This window comes from Bacillus sp. V3-13, from assembly GCF_002860165.1.
Lineage (GTDB): Bacteria > Bacillota > Bacilli > Bacillales > Cytobacillaceae > Bacillus_BJ.
This window is the reverse complement of record NZ_PGUZ01000040.1, coordinates 24,899-46,641: the sequence shown is the minus strand read 5'-3', so window position 1 is coordinate 46,641 and position 21,743 is coordinate 24,899. Positions and strand designations below refer to the sequence as shown.

The 21,743-nt window shown below is 38.1% G+C and carries 13 protein-coding genes and 1 CRISPR repeat array; of the genes, 11 read left to right on the top strand and 2 right to left on the bottom strand.

Annotated elements, in window-relative coordinates; all coding sequences use genetic code 11:
- A partial coding sequence (locus tag CU633_RS22565) for a hypothetical protein (RefSeq protein ID WP_142383423.1) occupies positions 1-475 on the bottom strand: 475 nt, incomplete at its 3' end.
- Between the two features lie 225 nt (positions 476-700).
- On the opposite strand from CU633_RS22565, the gene CU633_RS15265 reads away from it, so the two are divergent.
- From CU633_RS15265 to CU633_RS15220, 11 genes are all read left to right on the top strand, one after another.
- On the top strand, positions 701-1,513 hold the full coding sequence (locus tag CU633_RS15265) for a MurR/RpiR family transcriptional regulator (RefSeq protein ID WP_180954987.1): 813 nt from the start codon (positions 701-703) through the stop codon (positions 1,511-1,513).
- 426 nt (positions 1,514-1,939) lie between these two features.
- Positions 1,940-3,175, top strand: coding sequence for a hypothetical protein (locus tag CU633_RS15260; protein WP_101661455.1), 1,236 nt, complete (start codon positions 1,940-1,942; stop codon positions 3,173-3,175).
- On the top strand, positions 3,175-3,879 hold the full coding sequence (locus CU633_RS15255; protein WP_101661454.1) for a hypothetical protein: 705 nt from the start codon (positions 3,175-3,177) through the stop codon (positions 3,877-3,879). The genes CU633_RS15260 and CU633_RS15255 overlap by 1 nt, the downstream gene beginning before the upstream one ends.
- Positions 3,860-6,745 (top strand): SbcC/MukB-like Walker B domain-containing protein, encoded by a 2,886-nt coding sequence (locus CU633_RS15250; RefSeq protein WP_101661453.1) that lies wholly within the window; start codon positions 3,860-3,862, stop codon positions 6,743-6,745. Before CU633_RS15255 ends, CU633_RS15250 begins: the two co-directional genes overlap by 20 nt.
- Positions 6,714-8,234, top strand: coding sequence for a DUF2399 domain-containing protein (locus tag CU633_RS15245; protein WP_101661452.1), 1,521 nt, complete (start codon positions 6,714-6,716; stop codon positions 8,232-8,234). The genes CU633_RS15250 and CU633_RS15245 overlap by 32 nt, the downstream gene beginning before the upstream one ends.
- Positions 8,235-8,823: 589 nt before the next feature.
- Complete coding sequence (cas12b, locus tag CU633_RS15240) at positions 8,824-12,045, top strand: type V CRISPR-associated protein Cas12b (protein WP_142383421.1); 3,222 nt, start codon at positions 8,824-8,826, stop codon at positions 12,043-12,045.
- Positions 12,046-12,062: 17 nt separating this feature from the next.
- Positions 12,063-13,724, top strand: coding sequence for a CRISPR-associated endonuclease Cas4/Cas1 (locus tag CU633_RS15235; RefSeq protein WP_101661450.1), 1,662 nt, complete (start codon positions 12,063-12,065; stop codon positions 13,722-13,724).
- Between the two features lie 9 nt (positions 13,725-13,733).
- Positions 13,734-14,027, top strand: a complete 294-nt coding sequence (cas2, locus tag CU633_RS15230) for a CRISPR-associated endonuclease Cas2 (protein ID WP_101661449.1) — start codon at positions 13,734-13,736, stop codon at positions 14,025-14,027.
- Positions 14,028-14,361: 334 nt separating this feature from the next.
- Positions 14,362-17,867: a CRISPR direct-repeat array (repeat unit 36 nt; unit sequence GCCTGAATACTTAGCAGAAATAATGATGATTGGCAC).
- A gap of 357 nt (positions 17,868-18,224) precedes the next feature.
- Positions 18,225-18,371 (top strand): hypothetical protein, encoded by a 147-nt coding sequence (locus CU633_RS22910; RefSeq protein ID WP_180954986.1) that lies wholly within the window; start codon positions 18,225-18,227, stop codon positions 18,369-18,371.
- Between the two features lie 20 nt (positions 18,372-18,391).
- On the top strand, positions 18,392-18,772 hold the full coding sequence (locus tag CU633_RS15225; RefSeq protein ID WP_180954985.1) for a type II toxin-antitoxin system death-on-curing family toxin: 381 nt from the start codon (positions 18,392-18,394) through the stop codon (positions 18,770-18,772).
- Between the two features lie 667 nt (positions 18,773-19,439).
- Positions 19,440-20,228 (top strand): TIGR00266 family protein, encoded by a 789-nt coding sequence (locus CU633_RS15220; protein WP_101661447.1) that lies wholly within the window; start codon positions 19,440-19,442, stop codon positions 20,226-20,228.
- 103 nt (positions 20,229-20,331) lie between these two features.
- On the opposite strand, the gene CU633_RS15215 is transcribed toward CU633_RS15220, so the two are convergent.
- The gene (locus CU633_RS15215) at positions 20,332-21,570 is read right to left on the bottom strand and encodes an ABC transporter substrate-binding protein (protein ID WP_101661446.1); all 1,239 of its coding nucleotides are present in this window, start codon (positions 21,568-21,570) and stop codon (positions 20,332-20,334) included.
- Positions 21,571-21,743 lie beyond the last annotated feature (173 nt).

Below are 21,743 nucleotides of genomic sequence, written 5' to 3'. Positions count from 1 at the left end.
CCGCTCGTAAATCTCGAGTTCCGCTCGTAAATCTCGAGTTCCGCTCGTAAATCTCGAGTTCCGCTCGTAAATCTCGAGTTCCGCTCGTAAATCTCGAGTTCCGCTCGTAAATCTCGAGTTCCGCTCGTAAATCCTGAGTTCCGCTCGTAAATCTCGAGTTCCGCTCGTAAATCCTGAGTTCCGCTCGTAAATCCCGAGTTCCGCTCGTAAATCCTGAGTTCCGCTCGTAAATCCTGAGTTCCGCTCGTAAATCTCGAGTTCCGCTCGTAAATCCTGAGTTCCGCTCGTAAATCTCGAGTTCCGCTCGTAAATCTTGAGTTCCGCTCGTAAATCCTGAGTTCCGCTCGTAAATCTCGAGTTCCGCTCGTAAATCCCGAGTTTCGCTCGTAAATCCCGAGTTTCGCTCGTAAATCCCGAGTTCCGCTCGTAAATCTCGGGATCCGCTCGTAAATCCCAGGGCTTTGCGCTTAAACACCTCGAATTTCCTTTCCGCTTAATTCCTCTGCATAGGAACTCTTTTTAGTAATTATTTTCAAATTAATGGTTAAACATGTAAGAATGTTTGCTCGTTAGTCAACGAGCATCCAATGCATTTAACTGCATTACCCCTCACAGACCGAGAACACGAGGATTTTTACTTGAATTGGAATCACACGATTTCTATTTTATAATCAGGGTAGTAGAAAAGGAGTGCCAACCATTGAAAAGATTACTTTTGAATAAAATTCTCGCCACCGTCGGGGATACTATCAATGATACTGAATATACAATTCTTCTCGATTTAATTGAACATATTGACCAACTGCAAACCTACAGCATCCGTGAAGCGGCGAAAAACAACTTTGTATCGACATCAAGTATTTCACGGTTATGTACAAAGCTTGGATTAAGCGGTTACAGTGAGCTGAAATTCTATTTGAAAAATCAATATGATTACTTGCAGGAAGATCATGATGACACGCATTCTTCAATGAAGAAAACAGCCAGTGTGCTGCTGAACTCTTTTCAGCAAAACTACGGAAAAACAATTGACCAGCTTAATGAAGCCGATCTGGAACAATTCATCCAACTCTTAAAAAATGCATCCCATATTGGTGTATGTGGTTCCGGCATCTCAGAGATCGTCGCCAACTATTTCACCCAGCGGTTTCAAATTATCGGAAAGGATACCTGGCTTGTCAACGTCAGCGCTCCGGGCGGCATCTACATGAACCAACTAGCAAAGAGCCAGCTGATGGTCGTTTTCTCGAGATCGGGCGAGTCATCGTATGCATTATCAAAAGCACAAATTGCCAAACGGCAGGGTATTAAAATTGCCGCTATTACCAGCAACCGCAATAGTTCTTTAGCTGAGATGGCCGATTTGATTTTGCCAATATACGGATCGCGGGAACCGCTTGATGTTTCATACAACATCACTTCTTATAATTCTATAGTTGTCCTTTTTATTGATCTGCTTCTTCAGTTGTATATGGAGGTTGTACCGGATGATAGTCGTGAGGGGAAAAGGTAGAGAATTTGTAATTTTATCATTTGAATAATAAGTGCCCATATCCTGCATGCAAACTGGAGGTATCCAAGAAAAAAATAATTTTTTTCATACATTTACCGAGCTTTTAAAGGGGCTGTCTAAAAAGTCCATTTTAGAGTAAGATGCACTCAAATTAAAAACCCAAGAATGTTGATTTAACAGCATTCTTGGGTTTTACTTTTTTAAGACTTCGGCTGAAATACCACTTTTGGGACAGCCCCTTTTATTTTGTTAAAGTGGTGGCTCCAAAGATGGATGTTTTTGAGTAATGTTTATCAATACTCGAGAATTTAAAGCTGACTGTAATAATGATAATGGATAAATTTAAAAAGTTTCGGATTTAAAGTATAAAACTTTTTGAATATGTCCAAGTTGGTTGATGATACAAACTCAAAAGGAAGTGAGAATTTGGAGCCCACCATAAATGATTACGAATTGCCAAAAGTCAATTTTGCTGAAGGATTCTCTTATTTGTTCGATCTTTTAAGCCATTTGACTGGTTCAAGACAACTTTTTATACATAAAATTTATGTTCTTTCCGAAATTTCCAGGAATATAAGCAAGAGTTCATTTACACGTGCAGAAATGGAAGCACTATTTCCTCAATATCCTCCGAAAGCATTGAATTCCATTTTAAATAGCCTTATGGAAAGCCAATGGTTTAAACGCGAGGAAGGAAGTCTCCAATATTCCATTTCAAAAGCTGGTTTATTATTTATGCGGTTTCTTCCCTTCTTATATAAAGGAGATGAAATGGATGAAATGGCGTTTCAACTTGCTTTAAATCAAATTTTTCAGGCTGCAGATTCTATGGAGTTAGATATTCAATCTACTGAGTTTCTACGGGATCAAGCAATAAATGGTTTACAAAGGAGTATAGATGAAATCAAATCATCCCTTGTCTCGAAAAATTCCGAACGCATAATAGAAACCTCCAAAAAAATGTACCAATTCTTACAAGTAATCGATGAATTTCTTCTGCGATTACATGAACTGATTGACAAAAAGAAAAAGAGACAAATTCCATTTAATGAAGCGGATAAACAATCAATTACTATTTTGCTCGCTACTAAATCTAAAATAATCGAACTATTGGATGTAAGAAAGAAATATCTGATGGAGGAAGGCATTTTAGGAGAAAGTGTATTCACCAGGCAGGATGTGGAGCGTTTTCTTTATAAAAGTCCTTTTCACTTGTTAAGTACTTTCGCTGATCCAGCAGGGTATGTGCCTTCAAATGCAAAGTGGGTTGATGAAAATGATATTGTAACATCATTAAACGTATTTCTATCACGACGAAAGAAGATAAAATCCCGCAAAATAAGTGACAAAGTGAAAAAAACTCAACTATATAACTTTGAGGCAGGGGAAGAACCTTACTTAAATAAAGTTGAGAAAAGCTTGGATGAAGCCCTTGCTGAAGCAGACAAAATTGATTTGGATGTCTTTCTTTTCACTCGTCAATCAAAAGAGGAAGTACTAATGTACTTAGCCTCACTTTGTTTTATGGAAGGCCAACAAATATTTTCAGCTGAAAATAACTCAATTGGGTTTGAATTGAAAATCTCAACCGATACTCTTGTCTTTCAAGACAAGATATTAAGCACACTATCTAAAGGCACCATTAACCGGAGGGATAAATAATGGATGGAATGCAATACACAGCGGAAGAAATTTGTGCAAGATTAACGACTAGAGCTTGTGTACGAGATATATTTCCACAGTTGCAATATGATGAAAACTTAAAGACGCAAGTAAAAGAAAATCTTAATCGTGCAGGTTATGAATTTGTTGATGACCCGATATCAAATCATTATGACGCAAGAATCAAGCGCCAAATCCGGTCTATTCACCAGCTTGTGGAAGATGAACTAGGCAGCGGCTTAACCATTCAAGCCAAAGCGCTTATTGTCATCCTTTGGTGTCATTTGATCCTTCCCAAATTTGATCGGACATTAATGAAGGAATTAAAAGAAGAACCGACCGTTACCGAAGACCAACTATATGAAAACTTTAAACAAAATATCGGGGCCCGCCAAAACTTGCGTAGAACTCTTACTTTATTGCGGCAATATGATTTTATCAAGAGTGTATGGGGGCAAAAAAATAGAATAGCAGCTGGCCCCCGTTTATCTACGGCCATTGAGCCTGTAACTATGTATGATTTAGTGAAGGATCGTGTGATTGATTTTCTAATTCTCGAGAATGAAGAGCAAAAGGAACAATTAGAACAAACATTTGCAGAATTCACCGAAAATGCAGGAGAACAAAACACCGATGAATTACATGCAGATAGCGATAATTCTAATAATGAAGGAGGAAGAGAATATGCCGGCACCAACCAGTAAACGATATGCTCCAATCAAGCTGCTAAGTATTGAGACCGAGGGATTCTCTTATTTTTCCAGACAAGATATCTTGATTCATGAAGGATTAACGGGGCTAATTGGTGAAAACGGTTCAGGTAAGACAACCTTTCTAAATATGGTACGTGTTTTATTTGGAGCTGTAAGGTTTGATAATGACCACTCGTTAAGAACGTTCTTTGAGCGTGAGGATATCTTTGAAATATACATTATCGGGAAGTTTGATAATAATTTCAATCCAAATTGTAATATTCAACCATTTGAGCACATAGGTAAAAAAAATAATATCGTATCTATCATATGCCGGCTACAACTTAATGATCCAACTGTTAAACGTAATTACATTATTTATGATGGGGATTTTGATTTAGATAAAGATATGAAAAACAACCTCCGTTGGCTTGAGGTAAAGCAATATTTAAGTCAGATGGAGGAGATTGGGATTTCCAGTGCCTTGATTCGCGCTTTCAGTTTAAATCAAGGAAATACAGAAGAAGTCCTAAAGAAAAATGAAGAAGATTTAGCCGAATACTTATTGGATATTTGTGGAGAACAAGAGAGAATTGATAATTTCCGTAAAGTTAAAACAGAAGTTATCAGGCAAAAACAGCAGTTCTCCGCTCTCTCTGAGCAGAAAAATATGGAAGAAGCGCATGTCCAACGTCTTCAGGAGAGAATCGAGCGGTGCAAGCAAATATTACTGAGGGAACAAACAAAGGAGAAATTTAAATTTGATTTGCCAATTGCTCTTGTAATCGAAAGTCGAGAGAAGTTTGAAAAAGCTAAAGTAAAGCTACAAGAATCGGAAATCACCTTAAAGGAACTCGTTGATAGCATTCAGTCACTGCAAGAGAAGGAGCGATTGAGTCAAGATACATATTCTGCCTTGGAAACAGGATATAAAAAGAACTTACAAGACCTCAACAGTCTATATGATGAAAAGTCAAAGAGTGATACCGATTTAGCTATTTTGGATAAGGATGTAACAGAAATTGAAAAATTCCTAAGTGAGTATGGCGAGGTTAAACCAATATCAGAATCACAATTGGAAAAACAAAAAGCAGCCGATGAAAGCCTCTATCTTGAAGCTTTTACTCAATTTAAAGAGGTGGAAAAAAATAAAAAATACATAGAAGAAACTATCCAACGACTAGATCAAAACGGATCAATAGAATATCCAACTGAAGTGCAGCGAATGATTACCAAGCTGAAGGAATGCGAAGTTGAGCACCTTTTGGTAGCAGATTATATCGATATTCTTGATGAAAAATGGAGAGAAGCCATTGAGGCTTTAATCGGACCGGAACGCTTTACTATTACGGTGTCAGAAGATCATATAGTTAAAGTTATGAAATGGGCTCAAGAGTTAAAGTATCCTTACTGGATTTCCCCATTTAAATCAATTAAATTTACCGTTTCAGCCGATTCCATTTTACAAAAGGTAAAAATACTCGATGAAAGAATTTCCGGTTATTTAGAAAAGTTCAGGGATTATATGATTTCTGAGACAATGGAGAAGGGCTGGAATTGGGTGAAAAAAGGGAAAAACTCAATTCTTAACACTCCATACCCTTATAAGATCATTTCACGTGGTGGCAGATTTATTAAATCCAACGGTAAATATTGTGGTAAAGAAGCATTCCATGCACAGCTTAAAGATGCACAACAACAGTTAGATGTTCTTTTACCATCCTATAATAGCTTCAAAGATAAAATGGAACAGGCAAAGTTAAACTACGATAAAACATTAGAAATGATAGAAATACAAAAAAATGTTCGCATGATACCTAATAAACAGGCTATACATGAAAAACTTATCATTAAGCAAAAGAACACCCAAGAGCACCTCTCAAAGATTCAGAATCAACTCAATGAAGAACAAAAAAAGCAAAACGTTCTTTTTACGCAGCTTGATTCATTACGAGGAGAAATCGGAAAAGTTCAGGGGCAAATTGAAGAAAAACAAAAACACAAAGAAAGCATTGTTATAGATATTCGACAACAGGAGCAATTTGTTCATGAATCACATCAAAACTATGTCCATGCTTTGGAAGGACTTAGTGCCGAACAAAAGTCTCTAGCTAATAATGAAGAATACACTGCTGATTTAAGCCCATCTGCTTACTATAAAACAGAAATAGAATCGTTGACCCAAACGATTAATGTTCTGCGGAACATCACAAAATCGGATTTTATAGCACCAGGTGAAGAAAAGCGGCTGATTGGGTTGGAACAAAAATATAAACACCATCAAAAATTAGTTCAAAATCATATTAAGGAAATTAAACGGGTTCAAATTGAACTTAGCAAGCTGGAGGAAAAGCACAAGATCGCTGAGCAAGAATATCATATGATGGTTGAACAAGTTTTCTCGAAAATTAAGAAATCATTGGAAGATCTATCGAAAATAAGTAATATAAAGGCTGATCTTCGTGCATTTCATATAGGAGAAGAACGATGGAAAGTGGATTATCGTATTGCCTTTCACGGGAAGGAATTGCAAAGCTATCGAGTAAAGGCAGGTCTAAGTGGAGGACAAAAAGTAATCGCTTCATTATTACTGACTTTTGCTGCCGTAAAATCTGATGGAGCCCTGAGCTTTATGATCCTGGATGAACCATTTGCCCATCTGGACCAAGAACGGATCAATGTCGCAGGAGAATTTTTAAAGAAAACAGGTGTGCAATTTCTAATTGCTATGCCATATTCTGAAAACATTAAACTTTTGATGCCTTGGGTTAATATGATCATCAACTTCAGGCCAAAACGAGTCAATGAAGAAGTAGCACCTCCAATAACGTATGGAGTGGTAAACGATGAATACCTCAGAAAGCGTAGTGTCATCTAATTCTTGCCGGCATATTTACAAGTACAAAAATAACTGGGGTCCATTTGAGAAAGTGGACTCTCAATTTATTCGATTGAAATCAGAATGGAGGGAATGCACACTCTGCAAGAAAAAAGGGCGGATTATATACAGGGAACGCGAACGGTACGGAAATAAGAATTTTCTAGGAAGGATAGAAGATTTCCTTCCCGAGGAATATAGAGAAGCAGCGATAATATTACTCAACGAACTTTATAAGAAAAATAACAAAAAGATTTGGAGCCGCTGGAAAAAGAACTTATTTGCAGCCTTTTCTTATGAAACCATTATAGAGACTCTAGAAGCTTTAAATAGTTATGGGGTTGTTATCCTAAGAGAAAGAAATGATAAGACTCGTATATCACACTGGGATAAAACCCACATCTACTATAATGATAAATACATTACGGATATTAGATATTTTTTAGGTATTCCAGTTGAATCTGTCCAAAATTGGTTGAATAATCCTTTTCCTTTGTTAATGAATGAACCTACTACCGACAATAGTGAAAAAATCAAAACAATTATCATGGGACAAAAAGAGCAATATGAATTGACTGGAAAAGGAGTTGTATTAGGACCTGATGAACAAGTAGTGGTATCTTCTAGTTTATCCTTTAAAGGATATATGAAGTTTATCAGAATCCTATATGGATTGTACGAGAATATTGAAAATAATTATAACGTGTATTGGAAACCGTTTTCCCAACGCATCTTTGGCAATACCAAGGAAATTAATAAAGCAGACAAAAAACGTGTAGAATTGATTTTTGGCAAAGATTTATCAAGTGTTGGCATTCTTCCTGAACGGCACGAAGTTCTCGTTTCTGGAGATCTAACTTGGGAGCTGCAAGGAGCGGCTGGGACGAGCCAGGCTTTTATGGATTATGTGCCGTTTCCGGCTGAAATGATACACAAGATGAAGATAACGAGTTGGAATACCTCTTGTTTACTTATAGTAGAAAACCAAGATTTATTTCTTTCAATAGTAAAAGGTAAATTACTGGATAAATCAAAATGGGCTATTCTTCTTGGCAGAGGGTTTTTATCATCTGGAGAGATCCATTTAGTTATTCAGGCATGTATTCACAAAACGAGAGGTATATATGTGTGGCCGGATCTTGATCCTTATGGTTATCAAATTGCCGAGGATATTACCAGGAAGATTAAAAAATACAATGTTCCTGTTTACTTGTTTGGCTACAATAAGGATTGGTTTATGAAGAGTGGCATATATAAACCGCTTGAAAAGGCAGATGAAAAAGCAATTGACAACATTCTGGTATACAGTAATCTTCATAAAGATGTTGTCGAGGTTTTGAGTTATATGAAAGACAATGGTGCAAAAGCAGAGCAGGAAATCCTTATAGATTATCTGGATAATAAACTTGAACATGTCATAACAAAAAAATCAATAAGTATGGATTCCTATGGTACAATTGTAAATAAACGGGGCGGTTTTTATGAATAGTTCTATAGGAAAATATACTTATTTAGATTATTTATCGTGTGGAGAGGACTTCCGGTGTGAGGTAATAAATAGCCAAATTCTTTCTGTAAATCTTTCTGCTACCCCTAAAGCATCAAGCAATGGTCGCCGGTTTTATAAAAATTAGAGTGGAACAGATACGTTGAGGAAAATTAGCGCATCGAATCAGAGGCTATACTTTGCCTTAGAGTGCCAGAATTAATTCTCCATGGATAAAAGGATTTTTTCCTTTTTATAGCACACGCATGGGTTAACAGAGCCTATAGCTCAATAGAGTTCATAATTAAAAACTATTGCCAAAACAATTGTCAGTACAATCAACAGAGTTAATATGCCCAAAATTTTATTAAACATCTTTGTCTCATTCCTTTCGTTTTATACTCTATCAGTAGTATGTTTCTTTTTATTAATGGCTATACTGTCTTAGAAAATAATAAAGAAGGGAAGAATTTCTATGGCAATTCGTAGTATAAAATTAAAAATGAAAACGAATTCAGGAACAGATTCCATTTATTTGCGAAAAGCTCTTTGGCGAACACATCAGCTAATCAATGAAGGTATTGCTTATTACATGAATTTATTAACCCTCTATAGACAAGAAGCAATCGGAGATAAAACAAAAGAAGCATATCAAGCAGAATTAATTAACATAATCAGGAACCAACAAAGAAATAATGGATCTTCTGAAGAACATGGCAGCGACCAGGAAATCCTTGCTTTGCTCCGCCAATTGTACGAGTTAATCATTCCATCATCTATTGGAGAAAGCGGCGATGCGAACCAATTAGGGAATAAGTTTTTGTATCCTCTGGTTGATCCGAACAGCCAGTCGGGGAAAGGTACTTCCAACGCCGGGCGCAAACCGAGGTGGAAACGACTAAAGGAAGAAGGGAATCCTGATTGGGAATTGGAGAAAAAGAAGGATGAAGAGAGGAAGGCTAAAGATCCAACAGTCAAGATATTTGATAATCTTAATAAATATGGATTGCTGCCATTGTTTCCGCTCTTTACTAACATTCAAAAAGACATTGAATGGCTTCCGTTGGGGAAACGCCAGTCTGTGCGGAAATGGGATAAAGATATGTTCATTCAAGCAATCGAACGACTTTTATCCTGGGAGTCCTGGAACCGTCGGGTAGCTGACGAATATAAACAATTAAAAGAGAAAACCGAAAGCTACTATAAAGAGCATTTGACGGGTGGGGAAGAGTGGATTGAAAAGATTAGGAAGTTTGAAAAAGAGCGTAACATGGAATTAGAAAAGAACGCATTTGCCCCTAATGATGGCTATTTCATCACTTCCCGGCAAATACGTGGTTGGGATCGCGTTTATGAAAAGTGGAGTAAACTCCCTGAATCTGCTTCACCAGAAGAATTGTGGAAGGTTGTCGCAGAACAACAAAACAAGATGTCAGAAGGGTTTGGAGATCCCAAAGTTTTTAGTTTCTTGGCTAATCGGGAAAACAGGGATATATGGAGAGGACATTCTGAAAGGATTTACCATATTGCAGCGTACAATGGACTGCAAAAAAAGCTTTCACGGACAAAAGAACAAGCTACATTTACGCTTCCTGATGCAATTGAGCATCCTCTTTGGATTCGTTATGAGTCGCCAGGTGGAACCAATCTAAATCTTTTCAAACTTGAGGAAAAACAAAAAAAGAATTATTACGTTACACTTAGTAAAATCATTTGGCCGTCTGAAGAAAAATGGATTGAGAAAGAAAACATTGAAATTCCTTTAGCGCCTTCAATACAGTTTAACCGACAAATTAAATTAAAACAGCATGTTAAAGGGAAACAAGAAATCAGTTTTTCAGACTATAGCTCCAGAATTTCTCTCGATGGAGTTCTCGGCGGGTCTAGAATTCAATTTAACAGAAAATATATTAAAAACCATAAAGAGCTGTTAGGTGAAGGTGATATTGGGCCTGTTTTCTTTAATTTAGTCGTTGATGTAGCGCCTTTACAGGAGACAAGGAATGGAAGGTTGCAAAGCCCTATTGGTAAAGCTTTAAAAGTAATCTCATCCGATTTTTCAAAGGTAATCGACTACAAACCGAAAGAATTAATGGATTGGATGAATACAGGTTCGGCCTCTAACTCGTTCGGAGTTGCTTCTTTATTAGAAGGCATGAGAGTTATGAGCATTGACATGGGACAACGCACATCAGCATCTGTGTCTATTTTTGAAGTCGTAAAAGAACTGCCAAAAGATCAAGAGCAAAAGTTATTTTACAGCATAAACGATACAGAACTTTTTGCAATACATAAAAGGAGCTTTCTTTTAAATCTTCCTGGGGAAGTAGTTACAAAAAACAATAAGCAGCAAAGGCAAGAACGCAGAAAGAAACGGCAATTTGTAAGATCGCAAATCCGCATGTTAGCCAATGTGTTAAGACTTGAAACAAAAAAGACTCCGGATGAGCGAAAAAAAGCTATTCATAAATTGATGGAGATAGTTCAATCGTATGACTCATGGACAGCATCTCAAAAAGAAGTTTGGGAAAAAGAATTAAACTTATTAACTAATATGGCTGCATTTAATGATGAAATTTGGAAGGAGAGTTTAGTTGAATTACACCACAGAATCGAGCCGTATGTCGGGCAAATTGTAAGTAAGTGGCGCAAAGGATTAAGTGAGGGCCGCAAAAACCTGGCTGGAATCTCGATGTGGAATATAGATGAATTGGAAGATACAAGGCGCTTGCTCATTTCGTGGAGTAAAAGGTCGCGTACACCGGGAGAAGCGAACCGGATTGAAACAGATGAACCATTCGGTTCAAGTTTGCTTCAGCATATCCAAAACGTAAAAGATGACCGGCTTAAACAGATGGCTAATTTAATTATTATGACTGCATTGGGATTTAAGTATGACAAGGAAGAGAAGGATCGGTATAAAAGATGGAAAGAAACTTACCCGGCTTGTCAGATAATATTATTCGAAAATCTTAACCGTTATTTGTTTAATTTGGATCGTTCCCGCCGAGAGAATTCTAGGTTAATGAAGTGGGCTCATAGAAGTATTCCAAGGACTGTTTCGATGCAGGGTGAGATGTTTGGATTACAGGTCGGAGATGTTCGTTCAGAGTATTCTTCCCGGTTTCACGCAAAGACAGGTGCTCCCGGAATTCGTTGCCATGCCTTGACTGAGGAAGATTTAAAAGCAGGATCCAATACATTAAAACGGCTAATTGAAGACGGATTTATAAATGAAAGTGAACTTGCTTATTTGAAAAAAGGTGACATTATTCCTTCGCAAGGAGGAGAACTGTTTGTGACCTTATCTAAACGTTATAAGAAGGATTCTGATAATAATGAATTAACCGTTATCCATGCAGATATTAATGCAGCTCAGAACCTTCAAAAGCGTTTCTGGCAACAGAATTCTGAAGTTTATAGAGTGCCATGTCAATTAGCTAGAATGGGTGAGGATAAGCTTTACATTCCAAAATCGCAAACCGAAACAATAAAGAAATATTTCGGTAAAGGAAGTTTTGTAAAGAATAATACAGAGCAAGAGGTATATAAGTGGGAAAAATCTGAAAAAATGAAAATAAAAACAGATACCACGTTTGATTTGCAGGATTTGGACGGATTTGAAGACATATCTAAAACCATAGAGCTTGCTCAAGAACAACAGAAAAAATATTTAACTATGTTTCGTGATCCAAGTGGATATTTCTTTAACAATGAAACTTGGCGTCCTCAAAAAGAGTATTGGTCTATAGTAAACAACATCATAAAAAGTTGTTTAAAAAAGAAGATCCTGTCAAATAAAGTGGAGCTGTGATCGGAGGTTTCCCAAAGTTGTCTATACCGATTAGAATGCTCAATGAAATTCAGTACTGTGAACGTTTGTACTATATTATGCACGTTCAAGGCATCTTTGAAGAAAGTGCTGATACGGTTGAAGGTTCCGCGCAGCACCGCAGAGCGGAAAAGCGTATGAGAAAAGGTTCAGTGGCCCCCACAGAAATGTGGGAGGCTGCTCCAATCAGTTTACATTTAGGCGATGATAACCTCAATATAGTAGGGAAGTTGGATGCTGTTACTTTAGAGGAAGGGAAGTGGGTGCCGGTAGAAGGAAAACACTCTTCCGCTCCTGAAGATAATGGAACTTTTCGGGTTGAGTCTTATAATTTACAGGGAACGGCATGGCCGAATGATCAAATTCAATTATGTGCACAAGGGTTGTTATTGCATGCAAATGGATATCCGTCTGATTTTGGCTATCTGTATTATAGAGGGAATAAAAAGAAAATAAAAGTTGATTTTACTAAAGACCTTATAGAGCTTACAACTAAATATATTAAGAAGGCTCATGAATTACATAGTCAGCCAATTCCAAAGCCTCTTAAAGATTCAAAAAAATGTTTTCGGTGTTCTTTAAATTATGTTTGTTTACCGGACGAAACTAATTATTTAATCGGTGCCAGCACAAACATTAGAAAAATTGTGCCAAGTAGAGTTGATGGAGGAATTTTATATATTTCTGAGCCTGGAGCTAAATTAGGGAAAAGCGGGGAGAGTCTTACAATTCGCTATCCTGATGGAAGATCAGATGAAATTCCAATAAAGGATGTTATTCATGTCTCTTTAATGGGAAATGTGCAATGTTCTACACAGCTTACTCATATTTTAATGGCATGCGGGATTACAATCAGCTATTTATCCACGCATGGCCAGTTAATAGGCTATACTTTGCCACCCACTACCAAGAATATTTTTCTTCGTAAGCATCAATTTGTAAAGTTTCAGCATTCTGATATCGCTTTAAGACTATCTCAATGGATCATACATTCGAAAATATCTAATCAGAGGACTTTACTACGACGAAATGGTTCTGCCTCAAAGATTTTGCTACAGGAAATGAAGGAATTGCGGGATAAAGCGATTACATCAGAGAGTATAGAAAGTTTAAGAGGCATTGAAGGGCGTGCTGCAAAACTTTATTTTGAAGCATTTCCAACAATGTTAAAAATAAAAGATTTAGACAAAGACATTTTAATGAAAGGGAGAAACAGACGACCTCCTAAAGATCCAGTGAATGCGCTTCTCTCATTAGGTTACACTTTGTTAACGCGCGATGTTGTAGCAACATGTGCAGGAGTAGGGTTGGATCCAATGTTCGGATTTTTTCATTCCATTGAACCGGGTCGACCAGCTCTTGCATTAGATCTGATGGAACCGTTTCGTCCGCTTATTGTTGATAGCATTGTTATCCGAACTTTAAATACTCAAGAAATTGACATCAAGGATTTCTATCAAGGAGACGATAGTTGCCAATTAAAGAACAGTGGCAGAAAAAAGTTTTTTGCTGCATACGAACGTCGTCTACATGAGACTTTAACACACCCTGGCTTTGGGTACAAAATCAGTTACAGAAGGACATTAGACGTAGAAGCCCGGTTGCTGGCCCGGTATCTTGAAGGAGAAATTAATGAATATCGTCCTGTAACTACACGCTAGGAGGCACCTATGAGACAATTCGTATTAGTAAGTTATGATATCTCAGATGCAAAGCGGTGGAGAAAGATTTTTAAAATTATGAAGGGTTTTGGTGAGCATGTACAATATTCCGTTTTCATCTGCCAGCTAACAGAAATGCAAGAAGCTGATCTGAAAAGTAAATTGGCTGATATTGTTCACCATCGTCAGGATCAAGTCATGTTTGTTCATATTGGTCCAGTTACAAGAGATCAACTAGATAAAAAAATCTCTACTGTGGGAAGAGATTACTTCCCTAGAGACTTATCAAAATTAATCTATTGAGATTATATTCCAAGAATATACTTGATCAAAAATGGACAGAATATTATAATAAAGGTGACCTATAGGGTCAATGAATCTGTGCGTGTGCCATAAGTAATTAAAAATTACCCACCACAGGATTATCTTATTTCTGCTAAGTGTTTAGTTTTTTTATTGTCGAGTACCCACTTAGGTCTAAAAGGCCAGGAGGTACTCGAATTCTTTATTTATTAAGGCATTAAGCTTCAATATGACCAAATTATTATTTGTTTTAAACCCTTTATGTTTTAGCATTTGGGCATACTCGAAATTAACTTCTCAATCACACTATTATCAACAGGTTCCACGAGCAGCAGCCTGAATACTTAGCAGAAATAATGATGATTGGCACATCATATTGAAACATTCCTGGCTGTCATAAAAAACGCGCCTGAATACTTAGCAGAAATAATGATGATTGGCACTCGATGACTGGGCTGTCAATCAGTGTCAAACCTACTTTAGCCTGAATACTTAGCAGAAATAATGATGATTGGCACGGAGAAAACCCCCGGGTACACTAAACCGTGTTAGTCGGGCCTGAATACTTAGCAGAAATAATGATGATTGGCACGCAGATAAGACCAAAAATGAATATTATATGTTTGTCGCCTGAATACTTAGCAGAAATAATGATGATTGGCACCAGATTAAGCAATGGTATGAAAGAGGAGCGCTCAGCCTGAATACTTAGCAGAAATAATGATGATTGGCACGTATCGCAAACGCCCCAACCCATAACAAAGGATTGGAGCCTGAATACTTAGCAGAAATAATGATGATTGGCACAGAAGGCACAGATCCTTTTTTATCGGGGGATGATGATGCCTGAATACTTAGCAGAAATAATGATGATTGGCACATACCAAGTGCAAATACGATGTGCATTGTTGACTGTGTAGCCTGAATACTTAGCAGAAATAATGATGATTGGCACTGCTGATAATGCGGACGCTACGCATCCGGTTGTTATCGCCTGAATACTTAGCAGAAATAATGATGATTGGCACAATCAGGTGCACCGTAACAGCCAGGAGAGATGAAGATGCCTGAATACTTAGCAGAAATAATGATGATTGGCACCACTGAAAAAGGAAATGGTCAAAGGGGCTATCGTGCCTGAATACTTAGCAGAAATAATGATGATTGGCACATAGATACTGGTAAGTTCTGGGTTCCTATAGTCCAAGCCTGAATACTTAGCAGAAATAATGATGATTGGCACGACCTATTTCATTCCCATACTTAACGGAAGTTTGGCCTGAATACTTAGCAGAAATAATGATGATTGGCACATCACACACAGATTCACGATCATAAAAATCTTGGTGCCTGAATACTTAGCAGAAATAATGATGATTGGCACCGCAACTATTTCTTGTTGACAACTTGCTTGCTCCTTGCCTGAATACTTAGCAGAAATAATGATGATTGGCACGTGAATGTATAAGTTTTACCAGTACCACCTGTAATATAGGCCTGAATACTTAGCAGAAATAATGATGATTGGCACTTAACTGAATATAATCGTTACTTGTACAGCACTTTGCCTGAATACTTAGCAGAAATAATGATGATTGGCACTAACCATTCCTTTTCGCATTTTTTGCATCTTTGTACTGCCTGAATACTTAGCAGAAATAATGATGATTGGCACATTTGTACCGCACAAGGTTCGTATGGGGTTGGGATGGGCCTGAATACCTTAGCAGAAATAATGATGATTGGCACTGATCATGTGCATGTGAGTTGGACAGCATCCGGCAGGCCTGAATACTTAGCAGAAATAATGATGATTGGCACGGGGAGCAGGAGGTTGTTGATCGATGAGTCAAGGTGAAGTGCCTGAATACTTAGCAGAAATAATGATGATTGGCACATTTAAAAGAAATAAATAAAGAGTATTAATATTCTTGCCTGAATACTTAGCAGAAATAATGATGATTGGCACTTGAAGTGGTCTAACACGATGATGGAGGCGCATCCTGAGCCTGAATACTTAGCAGAAATAATGATGATTGGCACCAGCAGGCATGGTCATCGCAATGGGGCCGATCGGTTGCCTGAATACTTAGCAGAAATAATGATGATTGGCACATGATAGAGTCGACGCATTAGCAAGCAGTCAGGGGGCCTGAATACTTAGCAGAAATAATGATGATTGGCACATACAATACGTTTAATACCGGAGCAAACAATAAGGCCTGAATACTTAGCAGAAATAATGATGATTGGCACCAACCAGGCCAGCCATGATTGTAGTTGTCGTGATTTGCCTGAATACTTAGCAGAAATAATGATGATTGGCACGATTTCGTGCACTGGTCTCACCCTCTCCTTTTGTCTCGCCTGAATACTTAGCAGAAATAATGATGATTGGCACAATGTGCTTAAAGAAGTCGGCAGTGCTATCTAAAAAGCCTGAATACTTAGCAGAAATAATGATGATTGGCACATTTAATATCACTTTCCTATTGCCTCCATTCCCAGCTGCCTGAATACTTAGCAGAAATAATGATGATTGGCACTTAATAAAGTCAAAAACTATCACACATTCGTTATTAGCCTGAATACTTAGCAGAAATAATGATGATTGGCACGTATAGTTGAGTACGGCTTAATGCTCCGCCTTCGGAAGCCTGAATACTTAGCAGAAATAATGATGATTGGCACTATATGGCTATGTTTGCGAAAGACAAGCCCACCAAGCCTGAATACTTAGCAGAAATAATGATGATTGGCACCCATGATAAAGGTAAAAGGTGTGAATTTTGATTTGTGCCTGAATACTTAGCAGAAATAATGATGATTGGCACATCTAGTTCCTGACTCGCTCTGATTGTTTGTTCATCGCCTGAATACTTAGCAGAAATAATGATGATTGGCACGGACTCTCGCATGAATATCTGCCATCGATTACACGCCTGAATACTTAGCAGAAATAATGATGATTGGCACTTTCATCGATTGTTCTATCAGCAGCAATATCAACAAGCCTGAATACTTAGCAGAAATAATGATGATTGGCACTATATGGCTATGTTTGCGAAAGACAAGCCCACCAAGCCTGAATACTTAGCAGAAATAATGATGATTGGCACGTTGAAATATCTGTCACATTGCCGATTATCGGTGTTGCCTGAATACTTAGCAGAAATAATGATGATTGGCACGTTGAAATATCTGTCACATTGCCGATTATCGGTGTTGCCTGAATACTTAGCAGAAATAATGATGATTGGCACCATAGGTATTTTGATGCTGGCGATGAAGTTTATCAGCCTGAATACTTAGCAGAAATAATGATGATTGGCACGGGCAGGGCGTGGATCCTTCACCTGATAAGTTCGGCGCCTGAATACTTAGCAGAAATAATGATGATTGGCACTCTATATCTACTGGCAATATTACAAACGAGATATGACGCCTGAATACTTAGCAGAAATAATGATGATTGGCACAAGAAATGGAATCCACAAATTGCAATTGGATTTAAGCCTGAATACTTAGCAGAAATAATGATGATTGGCACGCACATGCGCTGAACTTTGCGGATGTGGGTACCCGAGCCTGAATACTTAGCAGAAATAATGATGATTGGCACTGTAGCAACGATTTTAAAGTCTATTCAAAGAAGCTAGGCCTGAATACTTAGCAGAAATAATGATGATTGGCACTCCTTTCCTCAAGTACAGCGTACAGTTCTTTTGCCTTGCCTGAATACTTAGCAGAAATAATGATGATTGGCACAATACAGATACGCTTGCCATTGAATCCATTAAGAAGGCCTGAATACTTAGCAGAAATAATGATGATTGGCACAAGTAATTGAATGACCACCATTGCTACTGTATTTAAGCCTGAATACTTAGCAGAAATACTCCCAATTTCAAAAGCAATCAGAGACTGTGCTAATATTTTTATGCCACTGGTCCAGAAATCTATTTTAATTCAATCACAGCACAAGGAATTGAACAACATTTTAAAGATAAGATAGGCGATTCACAAATCATACGATGGTCTATATATTTAGTAGAATTACACATAGAATAGTAGATATCTATAGTTTATTAGTGTAAAGTATAGTAAAGTAGGGTAATTAATTACCAGTAGTCAGGTTAAATATTTCTATTCTTGGACAGGCTTACATATACATGAAAGTATATGGGGAGGTGTCCAATGAAGAAGAAGGGTGATGACGAAAAAATGAACACAACGGCTAACAGAAAAATTCAAAAAACTGAACGTAAAAAGAAGGTCCAAGCAAGTTTTGCAAAAGCAGTAGCACGCAATGGCAAAGCTTTGGAGAGACTAAGTAAGAATTAATGCACATTGAGTATCTTAATGTGGAAGATGTAGAAGAGTTACACGATTTAGCACTTGCTGAATATGGTGGTCTGCCAGGAAGGGAAAAGAATAAACTAGAAGGGATTCTAGGAATACCATATGCAGGCTACGGAGATTTTGAAAAATATCCGTCAATCGTTGAAAAAGCAGCAGTATATTTGTACTACCTGGCTAGTGGTCATGGTTTTGTAGATGGTAATAAGCGAACCGCTTATTTATCAGTATTTACCTTCTTAGATTGGAACGGCTATGATTTAATCGTTCCCGATGATGAAGTTTATAGATTTATTATGCTTATCGCATGTGACAAAACTAGACCGCCCTTTATTGACGCGGTGCATTGGATTGAAAAATATATGATTAAACAAGCAGAAGACTAGTCACTTCCGTAAACCTATCGGAGGTGGCTATTTTATATTCTTCAATTTTAAATTTGCGCTAAATATAAAATTAAACGTACGATTTAGCATTTCGCGTATAATTAAAATTATATAATTCCTGGCTGGGAAGCAGAAATTATGGTAATTCAAAAAGATCCTATTTGCTCTGATTGTTTGTTTTCTATAAACAATTCTTAAGCATAAAAATTTATGCTTTAAATGATGTTATGGTATCGATGAACGATACGGAATTGACAGGGGGGGACAGGCTAGTCCATTCTCATAAATCTGATTGCAAACGTCATTTCTTTCGCGCTTATTTTTCAACTACAAAACTTTATACAAGATTGTACACAAAAAAGGTTTTGTATAGCAAAAGATAGAATAGTTGTACTAAATGCATTGCACCACTATTCTTTCGTATGAAACTTATCAATCAGTAGGAACGTATCAGTATTTGAAGAGAAAGGAGTGATTTTTGTGCATGTGTAGTTATAAAAAGATTTACATTGATTTAGATAACTGCGAGTTTTACCTGATGTTGATAAAATGAATGTGAGTTATACACGCATATCGGTGATTTCTAGCTATTGTTGACCTTGAACCTTTTTTACGATCATTGTGTGTTGTCAGCATCTAAGGTTCAAATAAAAATGGAGGAATACATATGAATAACCATGAAATCGATTTTAAAATCTATGGAGACGACATGCAGTTCGTTGAAGTGGAGCTGGATCCTGGCGAAACAGTAATCGCAGAAGCCGGAAGCTTAATGATGATGGAAGACCACATTCACATGGAAACGATTTTTGGGGATGGTTCCGGCGAAGGCAGTGGAATTATGGGGAAATTGTTTGGAGCAGGGAAACGGTTGCTGACTGGTGAGAGTTTGTTCATGACCACATTTACGAATCAAGGCCAAGGGAAAAAACATGTGTCCTTTGCATCCCCTTATCCAGGCAAAATCGTGCCAATGGATTTAAGCCAGCTGGAAGGTAAGATTATATGTCAAAAAGACGCGTTCCTTGCTGCTGCTAAAGGTGTTTCTGTGGGTATTGAATTCCAGCGGAAAATCGGAGCAGGATTCTTTGGAGGCGAAGGCTTCATCATGCAAAAGCTTGAGGGAGACGGAATGGCTTTTGTACACGCTGGCGGAACCATACATAAAAAAGAGCTATCTGTCGGTGAGGTACTTCGCGTAGATACAGGCTGCTTGGTTGCCATGACAAGCAATGTGGATTATAACATTGAGATGGTTAGAGGAGTCAAAACAGCCTTGTTTGGCGGGGAAGGCCTATTCTTTGCAACATTGAGAGGTCCTGGTACTGTATGGATTCAATCACTTCCATTCAGCCGCATGGCCAGCCGTGTTTTTGCTGCAGCTCCCCAAGGTGGCGGTGCCAAAGATGAAGGAAGTGTTCTAGGCGGAGTGTTCAGGATGTTGGATGGGAATTGATTCCAAGCGATCTCATATGCCTTATTAAGAGTCATTGAAACTAGAGAATCTGTTAAAATAGACAAAAGAAAACCGGGTCAAATGAACCCGGTTTTCTTTTGTTTTATTTCTTTATATGCTGGTCCACAATCGCTTGTGCGGCTTCGGCGGCCTTTCCAGGGCTTTCGCCGCCAAGGACAGCTTGGATGGAGCTGAGGACAGCTTTTTCGACGTTTTCGTCAGGGATTAAATAACGGGGTTGGAACCTTGTTTTTTTGGTGGTCCAATCCACGATATTGTTTAAGTCTTCAGATTCATAGCTTACGTCTTTAACCGTAACGTGTTGGCTTGTTTGATTTGCGTAAGCTGATGCATTTTCAGGCCGGCTTAGAAATTCAATGAACTTTTTCGCTTCTTCTTTTTTCCTGGAGTTCTTGTTCACTCCCAATAAGAAGGTTGTCGTATGGATTCCTTCATATTTTGCTTTATCTTCTGGAACCGTAATCGGGGCTAGCAGCCCGAGCTTGATATCCGGGTTCAGATTCCTGATGCTTGCGATTGCATAGGAGCCCGTTGCCAGCATTGCTGCTTTTTCCTGTGCGACAAGAGCGATCGCAGCGTCATGTTTTGTCCCTAACGAATCCTTTTGAATATATTCATTATCGGCAAGCTCTTTGAATTGTTCAAGGGTTTTGATCCACCATTCCTCGGTAAGTTTCGCCTTACCGCTCATCAGTTTATCGAAAATTTTTTCATCCGGGGCATTATTCATCATCATGCTGTTCATGAATTGGCCCGATCCGATATCAGCACCCGGAAAAGCAATCGGGATATAGCCATTGTCTTTAAGCGTCTGGCAGAGCTTAAGGAAACCTTCCCAGTCTTTTGCCGGCTCCAAACCAAGTTCTTCAAATAAAGTTTGGTTATAAACAGGCTGGTTGAAAACCAGCTGTAAAGGCACAGCAAGCTGTTTTCCTTCAACATTGCCAATCTCAATTAACTTTGGATCAAAGTTATCCAGGAACTTTTCACCGCTTAAATCTTCATAGAAACCTAATTTCTTTAATGATTGCAATTGATAACCTGGATTTGATGCAAAAACATCCCCAGTCGATCCGTCCCGCAGCACGGTTTGGACAGGATATTGCTCCGAAGGGTAGATCGCCATTTCAACCTTAATTCCCGTTTCTTCCGTGAACTTTTTAATTAACTCTTCAAAAGCGTCCTTATCTTCGCCGCGCCAATGCATGAAACTGATTGTTTTTGATTTGCTGTCTGCCCCGGTCTCTTTCGAAGAACAACCGGCGAGAACACCCGAAACCGTTAATAGCACAGCAATCAACAAACTACCTATCTTCTTCAATGAATCTCCCCCTTGAAATATGTATAAAAACTCGTTGTATAACAATTAGCCGAAAAACCGACATATAAAACCTTTTTCTATCTTTTTTTAATGTTTAGCTTCTGTAAGCGGTATGTTGGCGTCCAGCATGTTTTCCAAGTAGAAAAACAGGGTAGTAAGAGAGTTAGCAAGCA

Bases quoted from the DNA above. Each gene is read 5' to 3' on its own strand.
- CU633_RS15255 (WP_101661454.1), top strand. From the start codon at position 3,175: ATGGATGGAATGCAATACACAGCGGAAGAAATTTGTGCAAGATTAACG.
- CU633_RS15250 (WP_101661453.1), top strand. From the start codon at position 3,860: ATGCCGGCACCAACCAGTAAACGATATGCTCCAATCAAGCTGCTAAGT.
- CU633_RS15245 (WP_101661452.1), top strand. From the start codon at position 6,714: ATGAATACCTCAGAAAGCGTAGTGTCATCTAATTCTTGCCGGCATATT.
- cas12b (WP_142383421.1), top strand. From the start codon at position 8,824: ATGAATTTATTAACCCTCTATAGACAAGAAGCAATCGGAGATAAAACA.
- cas2 (WP_101661449.1), top strand. From the start codon at position 13,734: ATGAGACAATTCGTATTAGTAAGTTATGATATCTCAGATGCAAAGCGG.
- CU633_RS22910 (WP_180954986.1), top strand. From the start codon at position 18,225: ATGAAGAAGAAGGGTGATGACGAAAAAATGAACACAACGGCTAACAGA.
- CU633_RS15220 (WP_101661447.1), top strand. From the start codon at position 19,440: ATGAATAACCATGAAATCGATTTTAAAATCTATGGAGACGACATGCAG.